The organism is Nonomuraea sp. NBC_00507 (genome assembly GCF_036013525.1).
Lineage (GTDB): Bacteria > Actinomycetota > Actinomycetes > Streptosporangiales > Streptosporangiaceae > Nonomuraea.
The window spans coordinates 115,810-128,011 of the sequence record NZ_CP107854.1 but is presented as its reverse complement, the minus strand read 5'-3'; the positions used below and the strand labels follow the sequence as shown (position 1 = coordinate 128,011).

16 protein-coding genes and 2 pseudogenes are annotated in these 12,202 nt (G+C 66.3%); 4 read left to right on the top strand and 14 right to left on the bottom strand.

All coding sequences use genetic code 11. The features are described from left to right. Positions 1–31 precede the first annotated feature (31 nt). Positions 32–586, top strand: coding sequence for a hypothetical protein (locus OHA25_RS60560; RefSeq protein ID WP_327591386.1), 555 nt, complete (start codon positions 32–34; stop codon positions 584–586). Positions 587–714: 128 nt separating this feature from the next. On the opposite strand, the gene OHA25_RS60555 is transcribed toward OHA25_RS60560, so the two are convergent. The 10 genes and pseudogenes from OHA25_RS60555 to OHA25_RS60510 form a co-directional block, all read right to left on the bottom strand. Then, entirely contained in the window at positions 715–840 is a 126-nt protein-coding gene (locus OHA25_RS60555; RefSeq protein ID WP_327591385.1) for a hypothetical protein, read from the bottom strand. A 2-nt stretch (positions 841–842) separates the two neighbouring features. Then, on the bottom strand, positions 843–1,190 hold the full coding sequence (locus tag OHA25_RS60550) for a hypothetical protein (protein ID WP_327591384.1): 348 nt from the start codon (positions 1,188–1,190) through the stop codon (positions 843–845). Next, positions 1,187–1,330 carry a hypothetical protein gene (locus tag OHA25_RS60545; RefSeq protein ID WP_327591383.1) on the bottom strand — a complete coding sequence of 48 codons (144 nt, stop codon included), beginning with the start codon at positions 1,328–1,330 and terminating at the stop codon, positions 1,187–1,189. Before OHA25_RS60545 ends, OHA25_RS60550 begins: the two co-directional genes overlap by 4 nt. After that, positions 1,327–1,497: a hypothetical protein gene (locus OHA25_RS60540; protein ID WP_327591382.1), complete on the bottom strand. Its 171-nt coding sequence runs from the start codon at positions 1,495–1,497 to the stop codon at positions 1,327–1,329. The genes OHA25_RS60545 and OHA25_RS60540 overlap by 4 nt, the downstream gene beginning before the upstream one ends. 26 nt (positions 1,498–1,523) lie before the next feature. Continuing rightward, complete coding sequence (locus tag OHA25_RS60535) at positions 1,524–2,102, bottom strand: hypothetical protein (RefSeq protein WP_327591381.1); 579 nt, start codon at positions 2,100–2,102, stop codon at positions 1,524–1,526. Positions 2,103–2,144: 42 nt separating this feature from the next. After that, the gene (locus OHA25_RS60530) at positions 2,145–3,632 is read right to left on the bottom strand and encodes a hypothetical protein (protein ID WP_327591380.1); all 1,488 of its coding nucleotides are present in this window, start codon (positions 3,630–3,632) and stop codon (positions 2,145–2,147) included. A 239-nt stretch (positions 3,633–3,871) separates the two neighbouring features. Further along, positions 3,872–4,348: pseudogene (locus tag OHA25_RS60525) on the bottom strand (nucleoside 2-deoxyribosyltransferase domain-containing protein); the annotation flags it as partial. A 111-nt stretch (positions 4,349–4,459) separates the two neighbouring features. Next, a pseudogene (locus OHA25_RS60520) lies at positions 4,460–4,756 on the bottom strand (HIT family protein); the annotation flags it as partial. Between the two features lie 2 nt (positions 4,757–4,758). After that, positions 4,759–5,118 carry a hypothetical protein gene (locus OHA25_RS60515; protein WP_327591379.1) on the bottom strand — a complete coding sequence of 120 codons (360 nt, stop codon included), beginning with the start codon at positions 5,116–5,118 and terminating at the stop codon, positions 4,759–4,761. Between the two features lie 98 nt (positions 5,119–5,216). After that, a complete protein-coding gene (locus OHA25_RS60510) occupies positions 5,217–5,807 on the bottom strand; it encodes a Pycsar system effector family protein (protein WP_327591378.1) in 591 nt (196 codons plus the stop codon). 338 nt (positions 5,808–6,145) lie between these two features. On the opposite strand from OHA25_RS60510, the gene OHA25_RS60505 reads away from it, so the two are divergent. After that, positions 6,146–6,325: a hypothetical protein gene (locus tag OHA25_RS60505; RefSeq protein WP_327591377.1), complete on the top strand. Its 180-nt coding sequence runs from the start codon at positions 6,146–6,148 to the stop codon at positions 6,323–6,325. A 382-nt stretch (positions 6,326–6,707) separates the two neighbouring features. Here the strand turns inward: OHA25_RS60505 and OHA25_RS60500 are convergent, their stop codons facing one another. Continuing rightward, complete coding sequence (locus OHA25_RS60500) at positions 6,708–7,058, bottom strand: hypothetical protein (RefSeq protein WP_327591376.1); 351 nt, start codon at positions 7,056–7,058, stop codon at positions 6,708–6,710. A gap of 504 nt (positions 7,059–7,562) precedes the next feature. Between OHA25_RS60500 and OHA25_RS60495 the strand changes: the two genes are divergently transcribed. Together OHA25_RS60495 and OHA25_RS60490 are read left to right on the top strand one after the other, a co-directional pair. After that, positions 7,563–8,360 carry a GP88 family protein gene (locus OHA25_RS60495; protein WP_327591375.1) on the top strand — a complete coding sequence of 266 codons (798 nt, stop codon included), beginning with the start codon at positions 7,563–7,565 and terminating at the stop codon, positions 8,358–8,360. Positions 8,361–8,382: 22 nt separating this feature from the next. Continuing rightward, the gene (locus tag OHA25_RS60490) at positions 8,383–8,988 is read left to right on the top strand and encodes a hypothetical protein (protein WP_327591374.1); all 606 of its coding nucleotides are present in this window, start codon (positions 8,383–8,385) and stop codon (positions 8,986–8,988) included. 197 nt (positions 8,989–9,185) lie between these two features. On the opposite strand, the gene OHA25_RS60485 is transcribed toward OHA25_RS60490, so the two are convergent. The 3 genes from OHA25_RS60485 to OHA25_RS60475 form a co-directional block, all read right to left on the bottom strand. Then, entirely contained in the window at positions 9,186–9,515 is a 330-nt protein-coding gene (locus OHA25_RS60485) for a hypothetical protein (RefSeq protein ID WP_327591373.1), read from the bottom strand. A gap of 130 nt (positions 9,516–9,645) precedes the next feature. After that, a complete protein-coding gene (locus OHA25_RS60480) occupies positions 9,646–10,308 on the bottom strand; it encodes a 3'-5' exonuclease (RefSeq protein ID WP_327591372.1) in 663 nt (220 codons plus the stop codon). Positions 10,309–10,843: 535 nt separating this feature from the next. Next, positions 10,844–12,187, bottom strand: a complete 1,344-nt coding sequence (locus OHA25_RS60475; RefSeq protein WP_327591371.1) for a hypothetical protein — start codon at positions 12,185–12,187, stop codon at positions 10,844–10,846. Positions 12,188–12,202 lie beyond the last annotated feature (15 nt).

Here is a 12,202-nt window from a genome sequence, read left to right as displayed (position 1 = left end):
TCAAGGCGCACGCGGTCTAATATTCGGACGTATGAGCGAAATGGCCGAAGCACACTGCCGGAAGATCATCTATGAGTCGAGGCTCGCCGCCTGCGCCCTCGTCGCCGCCGGTGAGACGTTCAAGCCGCTGCTGTTCTCCTACAAGCAGTACGCCGACGCCGTCACTGAGATCGTCACCCTCGCTGACCAGGCTGAGGGCGAACGGCTGCAGCAGCTCGTGGGCGAGTTGCTGGCGATGTTCCACATCCTCAACGAGGCCCTCATGAACCGCACCGAGGCCGCTCGTGCGATACAGGCGGAACGCCTCGGCATCGGCGTCGACGAGGTCGATCTCCGGCTGTACCCACCGCTGCTGGCGCCCGACGCCGACGAGGCAACTCGCCAAGCACATGAGCGCAGTATCCTCGGCCAGGCCGACCGCTGGCGGCGGCTTGGCTTCGCGACGCTTGGCCAAGACCGGGGGCATGCCTTCGGCGAGCTCATCCGCACCGTGTGGCTGCTCGCCACCTCCCGCGCCGAGATCGATCGTTTTCTCGAGCGGCTGGATGAGCTCGTATCTGACAAGGCCCGATCGGCCGCATGCTGATCGCTCCCTGTTGTAGGCGACTGCCGCTTAGCATCCTGGCCCACCCTTCCGTTCTTGTAGCCGTCCGCCTCGCTCACTGACGCAAGGCTGCGGGCCGGTGTTCGGATTGCAGCTCACCCACGGCGATCTCACCGAAGTCGGTGAACCGGTAGGTCCCGCGCTGCGAGGTCGGTGACGAGCAGCCCCATATCGGCGGTGTGTGCATGTCCCGGCCACAGCACTTCGGCCACGTCGACCATGGGCTTGATGCGCACGGCTATCGGCTCCCTTCGCCGACTTGGTCCACCTCCGCGGCGACCTCGGCCCTCCACGCGTCGTAATCGAACGCCTGCAACGTTTCCAGAGCGGACGCCAGCGCCGCGTGCCACGCGGCCACCCGCACCACCTGCGAGGCCGGCATCGTCCCGTCGACCCGCCACACATGCCCGGCCCTGCGCAGCGCGTCGACCTTCCGGACCGCGCTCTCGGTACGGGAGGAGACCGTCTTCATCTCAGCCGCGATGTCGGCCATGACGTCCCAGCCCGCCGTCCGGACCCGATAGGCGCCCTCGGACTCGCCTGGCCGCGGCTCAGGCTTCGAGACACCCTGCTTCGGCCGGGTCACTGGCCACCGCCCGACTCGTCGACGACGGTCCACCCGCTGGCTTCGCGATCGGCCCGCCACGTATCGAGCTCGTCGCCACGGGCGTTGCTGCCGCAGGTCCTCTCGCCGTCCGCGGTGTAGGAGATGGTGACGACCCTCACTTGCCCCCCAGCCCGAACGCGTTCTCCAGCCGCTGCAGCGCTGCCTTGGCGTCCTTCAGCAGCGACGCACCCTCCGCCTCGCTCCGGTCGAGGGCGTCGGCATGCTTGGCGAGATCCGCATGCCGCCGATCGAGATCAGCCGCCCCTCGGAGGTGTCGTGCCAGCATTCGTCGCCGTGGTAGAGCGGCCATGGCTACTTGGCCCTCCCAGCGGCGACCGCCCGCTTGGGCGCGTCCACCCACGCCGCCAGTTCGCCTCGGGCCCGCTCGATCGCCGCCGGGTCGTCGGCGTCGAAAGCGGCTTCGACCTGGGCGCACAACCTCGCGTAGGCAGCCAGCTCGGCGGCCCACACCGGGTCATCCTCCCACTCCTGGCCGGGCTGGCGGCGCATCAGCGTGGCGTCCTTCTCGATCAGCCGGTCCTCCTGCCAGGTGCGCAGGCATCCAGCCCGCGCCCACGCGTCGGCCCGATCGAACGGGTTGGCGATCTCCGGGTTGTAGGCGAGCGTCACGTCGTTGAGCTGGTCGGTGTGCCGGACGGCGTACTCGTACGGATGGTTCGCCAGGTAGAGGGTGCGCTGCTCCTCCACGATCGCGCGGATCCCGGCCGTCTTCTTCCAGCCGCAGCCGCAGTCGCACGCGGCCTCGTACCCGGCGCCGCCGGGGCAGCCCTGTCCGGGGCGTGGCTTACCGCCGGGCGTCATCTTGTGCGTACAGGTCGTCTCGTCGGGGTGGCGGCGGCGGATCTTCACCGAGGGCTTCTTGCTCTTCACTCCGTTGATCTCCTTCTTACCGGTGTCAGGTGTGGAGTCGTTTCAGGTGTTCGTGTGTGACGAGGTCAGGAAGCGTTCAACCAGAGCGGCCAGCACCGAGCAAGGCGCGGCCACCACGCACTCCTCCTTACTGGCTCGGGTCCTCAGCCTCCTGGCCTGGTCACCGATGCTGAGCGTGCATGCCGCGCAGCCAGCTATGGCCCAGAGCGGTTCGTCGGCAGTGTGATCGGCGGGGCGCACGGCGGGAGCGTGCTGCGTCACGGCGGCCAGGAGTTCGATGAGGCCCCTGTCGTGCGGCCTGGTCACCTCCAGCTGGCCGGTGGCAGCGTTCTCAGCGGCGAGGATCGCCTCGCACAGCCGGCGGGCGATCAGCGGGTCGGGGATCGGCAGTGCCTTCGGGTCGTCGCCGGCCGGTGTGATGGCCTGCAGTTCCCGCTCGATGGCCTCGGGACCGGCCTGGAGCGCGACGGCCCAGGCGCACTTGGCGCATACGGTGTGGCGCCGACACGCCTTCCAAGGATCATCGCGCCGCTCGCACGCAGGGCAGGGCGCCGGATGCCGCAGGGCGGCTGCGTCGAACGCCCCGGCACCGGCGATCAGGTCGGCGAAGCCCAAGCACGCGGTCCAAAGTCTGTCCCCGCCGGAGTCCACGCCCCTCAGCGCGTCCGCACGGGCGATGGCGTGGGTGATACCGTCCCGGCTACCGACCAGATGCGATCCTTGAGGCAGCTCGGGCCGTGTCTCAGCGCCCTTCCAATAGGTGATGGGGACGGCTCCGTCGCTGCACGGGTCGACGAACAACTCGGCGGAGAACTCGCCGAACCCGCACGGCGCGGGATCGTAAGTGGCGTAGCCGTAGCAGATCGACAAGCGCACCCGCTCAGCGCCGCCGACCAGGCTGGCCAGCGGATCCTTCACAACGGCGCCGGGCCCGAACTGCGTGCCCCGGACGTAGTCGGCCACGGCCGCGACCATGCGCTCGGTACTGACGTGCCCGAAAGTGAACAGGGACGCCCCGTCCTCGCTGTCGTACAGGTGCAGGCCCTGACTCTCGAAGCCCTGCGGCGGGTCGACCAGCGGATTCCGGCTGGGCCAGGTGCCGGCGGGTGCCAAGCCCGGCTGCCGGCCGTCAAGCCCGGCGCTCAGCAGCAGCACGATGTCCTGACACGAACTGCACAGATCGCCGAGCATCAGCGGATCCCGTACCCAGTGACAGTTGCCGGGGCAGGCGGATTCATCGGTACAGCCGCATAGCCAGCACGCGGGACCGGCGCCGGCGTGGCGGGCCAGCGCCAGCTCGGCGATGGCCTCCAGCACCTCCCGACGGCTCCAGGCTGCATGGATCGCGCGCCGTACGATGTCACTGACCAGTGCGCTCGGGCGGCGCCCGGCGAGTCGGCACATCGCCTCGAGGGTGCGGATCTGCGTCTCGCTGGCGACCGTGACGCGCGTGCGGGCGTACGACGTGCCGAACCGGGTAACGCGGCGTGTCAGTGCCAGCACATCATCGTGCGCTGCTTTCGTGGTCATGGAACCGAGCTCCTTCGTTCGCTTCGAGTGGGGTTACAGCGGGACGCGATCGAGACTTGCGGCCCTGTGGGCCTGAGCCACGGCGTCGGCCAGGTTCGACTGCTGATCGGGTTCGATTGCGCGGGGCGCTCCTGTCAGCAACCGAGAGAGTGCACCTGCGGGTGCGTCGCCTCGGCCCCAGAGCGGCGCTCACGCCCCTGGGGGTCCGGCCGTTCAGGCGAAGCGGGGATGCGTTTCTGGACTACGGCCAGCGCTGCGGTGACGGTGTCGGCCAAGGTGGCGCGTACGGGAACGCCATGTCGATGAGCGACGTAGATCAGGTACCGGTTGCGTTCCGGGTTCGGGCAGCCTGGTGGGCAGCCCAAGACAACGCGCCCGGTGCTGACGTCCAGGCCAAACTCGACGTTCGTCGTCATGGCGGGCAGCGTCTTCAAGTCGCGGGGAACCCAGAAAAGGATCGCGTTTGCTGCGGCGCGGGCTTCAGTCTCCCAGCCGACTTGATCCTCGTAGCGGCCGGTACGGACGCGCCCGCGGGACTCAGGGGAGAGCACGATCAAGAGCTCGGGGCCGGTCCATTGCTCGGCCATGGTGGCGATCGCGTGGGGTCGCCAGGAGGGCACCGGCATCGTCCGATCCGGGGTGGGGCCAGCCAGGAAGACTTTCGGGCCGTCGGGGATCGGTTCACGCGCGCAGACCAAGTGGACGTTGGGGGGCATCTCGGTCAGGGTCCAGTGTGGGCCCACGGCGTTCGCGGTGACACTGGCGGCTCGATCGGCATGGTGCGTGGCCCACGGCAGCGGCAGGCCGTCGCCAGGCGCGCGCGGCACCACATGGACGTGAAGGTGAAACACGCTCTGGGTCGCCTCGACACCGCGACTGGTGATGACGTTCGCCGCGGGAAGTTCGGCCGTGAGCTCGGCGGCGCGCGCCATGGTGGCGGCTGATACCGCTGGGTCAATCCCGACATCGGCTACGTGCGTCCGCGGGATGACCAGAAGGTGGCCTTCGGTTACGCCGCCGCTACGCGGCTTGATCGCGATGGCATCCTCCCACTCGCGTACCACGGTGGCAGGAGCCTGGCCGGCAACGATGGCGCAGAAGACACATCCAGCCTTCACAGTCATGGTCAGGCCCCCGGATTCCCGGTCAGCGGCGCGGTGCTTGCTCCCTGCGCACTCGAAGCCGACGTTGTCGGGCCCGTGGGCGATTCGAGGGCGGTCATGTGGCCGCGAAGTTGCCTGGCCAGCCAGGCAGCCGGTCTGGCGGTCGGGCCGACCAACCAGTCCGCCAGGCGGTCGTTGACGTCGGCGGCGATGGCCTTGACGAGGGCGGTCAGGTCCTTGGGGGTGTCGGCAGCATAGCCAGCGTCGCATGCGGCGGCCGCCAGGACACCGTCCTGGGCGCTGGTGATGGCCTCGGCGACGTCGTCGGGGAAGTACTCGCGCACGGCTGCCTCGAGCAGAAGGGGAATCGCTCTGGCCCGCATCGTGTGTGATCCTTTCGAGAGGGGATCCCGGCGTGTCAGGTCAGGTCTGAGGGATGGCGCCCGGCTGCAGGTCTTCTGGCAGGCGGGCAGCCGGTGGGTCAGCTGACCTGCGTCACCATGGCCCAGGTCCAGAACGGCACGGCCAGGACCATCAGGAGCATGGCCGCTCGTACTCGCCGGTACTTCCGTACTGTGAGCTGCGATGTCTGTCGCAAGTGGGACGCCCTTCGGTCCTCTGGGCGCTCTTCCATGAAAAGTGCCACTACCTCGTCTGCGGAGTCGCAGGCCGCGTACGCGGAGATACCCGTCCCTTCTGCGCGCGCCCTCCTGGCCATGACAACGAGACAGGCGAGAATCCCCAACGCCGCGAGCAGGAGCGTCGCGGCCAGCACAGCTGGAAGAGCCGCGTCGACGGACGGTGGTCCCGACTGAAGCGCCGTGGAGAGTCCCGTGAGCATGAGGCCGGGGAACAGCATCAGGATGCTCGCCGTGGTGTCGCAGTGCGCCAACTCGTAGGTGGCGGCGCTGTTCGCGCTGTCCATGTCGGCCAGCACCTGGGCGTCGATTCGTGACAGCCGCGAGGGTGTTGACTTGGCGGGAACGTACCAGTCCCTGGTCGGCGGCAGAGCCCGGGCACGCCGAGGGCGGGCTGATCGCGATTGCCGATACTCGTCCAGCGATATCGTCACGGACGTCACCTCGATTCCGGTTTTCGTGTCGAGGTGCGGAGTGTGCCGTCTGAGGGTGTGCGAGGGCAGCTCCCAGACTCTGCTCAACCCGCAGGCATTTCCGCGGCTTCTCCGCTCTAACGAAACCACCCTACGAAATTCGACTAATTACATGCAATACATGCAATCAATGAGTTCATTGTGACGGGAGACTATGCCCGCGTGTAAGCCCCGGAAATGTCCGCTGTCACTGCCTGAGCTGGACCCTTTCCTCCGCCGCCGGCGATCTGTCCTGCGGCCCGCGGCAGGCTGCCTGGTTGCCCTGGAGGCGGTGCTCGAGGAGCAAAGGAGAACGCGCCATGAGCACCGTCAGCATCACCACCGGACAGCACGCACCCGTCGACGTCCCGATCGACGTCGCCAGACTCATCGGCTACTTGGCCATGGAGGGCCTGGAACTGGACGATGAGGAATGGAACGGCGGGGACGTCATCGCCGCTGTGCTGGCTTACCTGCAGAGTTATGGCCTTACGGTCTGAGGGGCTCTCCATCTCGGCCGGCTTCCCTGACCTCGCGGTAGGCCCGTGACCGGCGCCAATGCTCTGGCATGGGCCAGCCAATGTCGGCCCTAGGGGGCCTTGCTGGTGGGTGCGGAGCCAGACTCTGCCTCGCGCAGATCACCACGGCTGATCGTTGCGAGGCAGAGTCTCCGGCCGGCCGTAGGGCGAGCGAGGAATGAGAGGGGCCGGGGCCTCTCCGCCGCCCTACGACGCTAAGCCCCCTCCGAGCCCAGAACGTGAGCTCACAGGCGCGAACACCTGAAGGATGAGCATGGTGCGGGTTGCGGCAGGTACCAGACCTGGAGGGTTGGACTGACAGTAGCGCGCAGGACCGTTCGCGTGGGTTATGGAGCGGTTACGCTCATGTCTGGATTGCCGCGGTTATGGGCTCAGGCCGCGGGTCGGCCGGGCGGGGCTGCTGTGCAGGCGCATTGTCGGATGCACGCGGCGAAAGCAGGGATCTACAGTGATTGATCAACTGGACAGATGGCATGATTCGGTCGAGTTGACGGTGAGCGATGCGGTCCACGTTGCGCATCGCGCGGAGGGCTGTGTCGATCTCGGCCACCGCATCGAAGTAGTCGGCAGGATTGAGAGCACCGCTCAACTCGCCGTGCTCATCGAGCGCCAGGGTGTCAAGTTGGCGGCGAGCACCTTGGATCTCCAGCTCGCTATTGCGCGCGAAGGTGCAGAAGAGCTTGCTGTGCTCCACGCCGCTGTTGTGCGACGCGTTGGCCGCATCGTGATCGTTGGTCTCGGGGTCGGGTCGGGGAACGTGGGACCGTTCACCGCAGTCTCCCGGTTCTCAGAGGGCACTCGCTTCGCTCGACGGTAGCGGGGAGCAGCCAGTGGTCTGGGTTATAGAACGGTTACGATCTTGTTTGGATGTTGTCCGCTGAAGCCTGAACGCTTCCAGGAGTGACGTCCTTTGCCGGCGCGGACCTGGATCAAATTGGCGGCGAAGGCGGTGAGCCAGCAGCGGTCAGCCGCCGGTGAGTGGCTCGGCTCCTGATCGTTATCGTGAAGGGTGCCGGGCATCGCACGAGGTGCGCCTTCAGCGCTTCCCGAGTGCTCCGACGCCAGGATTGATGTATATTAATATCTAATCGAGTTGTGATCCGTCGACCGGAGATTCCAGTGCCGACGCGCGCGCAAACGACCTGCCCTCCTTGGACGGGCGACCGGCGCGCACCCTGATGATCACGGAGCATGCTGCATGCATCTGCCTCATCCGCCACCACCGCCTGCCAAGCAGGCGTCGGCCCACGAGCGTCCACGTCGTCTGCTCACCCAGAATTCAAGGCTCCGCCGGATCGGCGTATGGAACTGGACCCTGCCCGCGCTCGGTGCCCGTCTTCCCGACGGCCGTACGATCTCGACCTGCCCCGCAGCCGGTGCGTGCGCATCCATCTGCTATGCCCGCTATGGCGCCTACACGTGGCCCGACGTGCGTGCCAAGCATCTCGCCAACCTGGCCTTCGTCATCGAGGACCCTCGCGGATGGGAGCAGGCGATGCTCGCTGAGCTGGCATCGCGGCGCCTCGCCGAAGGGCGGGTACGCATCCACGACGCGGGCGATTTCTTCTCCGATCCCTATCTCGAACGCTGGATCTCGATCATCCGTGCCCGGCCGAATGTCTTCTTTTACTGCTACACCAAGGAAGTTCTGCGCTTTCAAAGGTTGGTCGAGCCGCAGCGCAAATCCCTGCCGAACTTCCTCTGGGCCTACTCCTTAGGCGGCAGGCAGGACAATTGCCTGGATCCGCAGGTCGATCGAGTCGCCGACGTCTTCCCCACTGACAGGGCGATCGAGGATGCCGGCTGGCATCCCCAAACCGCCTCCGACCTGCTTGCTGTTCTCGGTCCTGCGCCGGTCGGCATGGTCGTCAATAACCATCCGACGGCCAAGCGCCGCCTGGGCAACCACACCCTCGGCCAGCTGCAAGCCGAACGAGACCGCCGGGCGCGCGATCGCCGATCTCAAGCCTCATCTGCGGATCACGACCCCTCGTAACGCGTAGTCGTAGGAGCCTGCCATGCTTCCCGTCATTCCCCTGCCGCTGGCACACCTTCCCGTCCACGGCGGCCTGGCTGTCCCCAGCACCGCGGCACGCCACCGCAGCGGCCTCCCCGTGTTCGGGCTTCATGATCCGCTACGTCTACGGCGGTGCCTGCGCCGTCGGCTGTGCGGAATCTGCGATGCGCCGTTCGGCGTCGATGATCGCATTGCGCTCATGCTGCGTCCGATGGATTTCACTCGCGGGTATGCGGGTGAAGCAGGCTTGCATCCCCACTGCGCCGCCTACGCCCGACGGGCATGCCCCGCTCTCAGCCAGCAGACGACTCGTTATCGTGCCACGGCTCGCTCCGTGAGGTGCGGCGACGATCTGTGTGAGTGTCGTTTCTGGACGCTCCCGCCTACCTCTCCCAGCGGCACGGGCGCCGCGCTCCCGCCCTTCTACATCGCCTGGATGCGTGCCGTCGACTACCGTGCCGTTCCCGATTCCGCCCGCCCGAGCCGTCTTCAGGTGGACTTGCGTGAGGTCTCTTTCCTGAAGGTCAGGCTTGTCACACCCAATCCTCCCGATCCCATCGATATGGGCCGGATTCTCCTGGCCGGACTGCCTATGCCCATCGACTAGCCAGGAGGAGAGGCGCCCGTACCAAGAGGCGCGGTCGTCCAGTACCTGAGCGTCTCTCTACCGGGCGCCGCCACATTCTTGATCCGCGCGCGATGTCGTGGAAGGCGCGCAGTGGATCAGGCGTCGTCCTCCGTGAAGGAGAACCCCACCGTGGCAGGCCGAAGGCGTCCGAGGCCGGCCCCCTGTTGGCTGGGGCGTTACGTCAGGGGCAGGTCTACCCGGCGCCCCAACCCGAACTCACCTGCTTGATCGTCGGTGACCATGGCGAAGACACCCTTGGGCACCCCATCGAGGTCCGCCACGCGGGAGGCAATGGCGAGGAGTGCCTCTTCGTCAGCACCTGTGATGAAGAAGACATAGACCTCTCCGAACTCCTCGCTGTCGTCGAAGACCTTGGTCTGGCCCTGCTGCTCCATCTCGAACAGGAACTCGTCGATCTCGTCGATCCAGGGGAACGGATAAGCGTTCTCAGGAAGGCCCGGGGGCTCCTGCAGCGGAACGTGGATCTCGACAACGGTGCTCGCCATGGACTCCATCGTGCACCCTCGACCGCCGACGAAAACCGCCCAATCGCTACCCCAAAGGCAGCACTCCCCTACCTGGATCTCAAGATGAATACCGCCCGTACACGCCATGAGCGCTGCCGGCTCCGTCCTCTCAGATATCAAACAGTCCGCCTTGGACGGGCAGGTTCCATTTGGCCGTGCGCCCCGCGATCTTCACCAGAGCAGCGAGATCGCTGAGCTCAGGATTCCCGTCCGCGGCGCTGACGAGCCGGATGAACACCTGCGCGGTGACCTCGACGTCGGCGTAGGCCCTATGGCGATCCGCCGGCTGCTTGATGGAGAAATGTGCCAGCAGCGTGTCGAGTTGGTAGTTGTGCAGACCTGGGACGAGGTATCTGGCCAGCGGGACCGTGTCCAGAAGATCAATGCGAGCTAGGGCCGGGCAGTGCTCGCGCTGGTTGTAGATGATGTTGGCTTCGGTGGCGGCGTGTTGAGCCACCAGCAGATACTGCTTGCCTGCGGCGAACCGCCGATCGAGTGCGCCCAGCGCCTCGGCCGGGCTGGGGGCCTGACTCACCTGCTCTGGGGTCAAGCCGGTTTGGGCCGTAACAGCTGGCGTCACCGGGGCGAAGGCGGGCGGTTGGATGAGAGATGAAAACTGCCTGCCTGCCGCCCAGGCGCCGCTCTCGTAGCGGAGTGCGAGAGCGGCGACCTCGATGGGCTGGGCCGGGTAGCCCTTGGGGGTCGTCGCCTCGAAGTCGATGACCACGAACGTCGTCGCCGCGAAGGCGGGGTCTTCCGTCAAGTCGCCCATGTGTCCACCGTTCTCGCAGGTTCCGCAGCGTTGCCGGGCCACACCCGCCACATCGAGGCGAGCATGCCTGAGCGCTGGCCGTCGTGTGCCGTCATTGACCGATGAGGCGGGCAACGGCCTGCGTGGCGGCGTGCAGGTCCGGCGCGTTCCAGGGGCGCTCGCCGGTCCAGGTCTCGCTCAGGGACCGATACAGGTCCGACATCACCGGCAGGAACTCGGGCGGGAGTGGTGCCGGCTGCGGCCACTGGCTCTGGGCACGCCCTCGGCGATCAGCTTGCTGACTTGGTACCTCGAGCTGGTGCCTCACGTACCAGTTCCTGAGGACCTGCTTGCCGCAGTGCACCTTGTGGGGCCAGAACCGACGATGACACCACCGCAGCAGAGCTCGGTTTGAACACCGTCACTCGAGAAAGAAGGCGCTAGGTCTCTGTGACGAGGGCCAAAGGGCTCTCGCTGGCGCCCAGACGGCGATCTCAGTAGACGGGGCGTCATCGGTTGTGGACGGACGCGTGGGCATAGGTTTGCGTGCGTAGCTTCAGCGCACCATTGCCGCGGGCCGGCGCGGGTGACCCGTGGCTCTGCCCGTTTCGTCCCGTCGCATGGCCGTCAAGCTTAGATCAGCCAGGCGCGGGACGGGAGTCACCCTTAGTTCTTCCGTTGGGTGGAGGAGACCTCGCTCGCACGCTTCAGCCACCCACGCCTTGTACGTGGACCTCGGGTAGGCCGTGTTGATGCCGATCTCGCCTTTAGGGAGGGTGCCGTTGTAGGGCGTCGGGATGCCCTGTGTGTTCCAGTAGTTCCACAGCGACAAGGCCTTAGCTTCTTCGAAGCAGAGGTAGAGCTGAGGATATCGATCCATGATCCGCATATGGCGGAAGATGAGGTGTCCCAGCAACCCTGGTGCCGTGGTCGCGAGCTCGTCGAAGCGCATATGACGAAAGGTGATGGACGCAGCGTCTAGAGATGAATCGAGAGAGATGCAGGCGAAGAGGTGGGACAGACGGCGGCGGGTGTAGCACACGACAGCCGACTCCAGCCCCGGCTCGACCTGACCGATGATCTGAAGTAGACGCTCGTGCCGAGGGGCGAAGCGGCCCAGGTCGAAGAGTTGGTCCATGCCTTGCACGGCCGAGAACGCCAGGCGCTTGTAGAGGCGGTTGTTCATTTCCCCTGTCAGGGCGTATGACTTGGTCTCTGGGGTGACGGAGTGAAGCAGTAGGTACTCAGACAGCACCTCGAAGTAGAGGTAGCCGAGAAATGGCATGACGGCCACGGCGGCGGCGAACTGGTCAATGAACTCGGTGTCGGGCGTATGCTTGCCGACCGCGTTGGCGAGAAGGGTGTCAAGGACAGGAGCAGCTGCGCGCACCTTGTCTACGACGACTTGACGCAGGTGGGCGTCCTCTGCAGGAGTCAGAAAGTCGCGGTGGTCGAGATAGGTCTTCAGGTGGATTGGTCCTGCCCGCAGGTAATCCGTGCCTTTGGGGGGAACCGGCGCATCCGGGGTGATCTCGAAGACGAGCGTGCGGGTGTGCTTCTTAGTTTCCAACAAGTAGGTGCCAAGGTTATGGGGGCGCAATCCCGCCGGCTCAGGCGTCAGCAGGGCGCAGTACAGTGCCGCCATGAGACAGCCGGTCGAGGCATAGAGCTGTCCGCTGCGGCGGATGGCATCTAGGGCGACAGTCGTGTGCATGAGGTGGATGGGACGTCCGCTGGTCAACGCCTGGGTGATGGAATTGTTGCGCAGGAGACCTCCGTTGGGTGTTTCGTGTTCGAGATGAGCGCGCCAGTCGGCTTCGCTCTCGGTGAGCCCGCGGGGGGCAGGACGCTTGACGGTGGTGGTGTAGTCGGTGTGGACGTTTTCCCAGTTGATGTCCATGAGGAACCTTCTGGT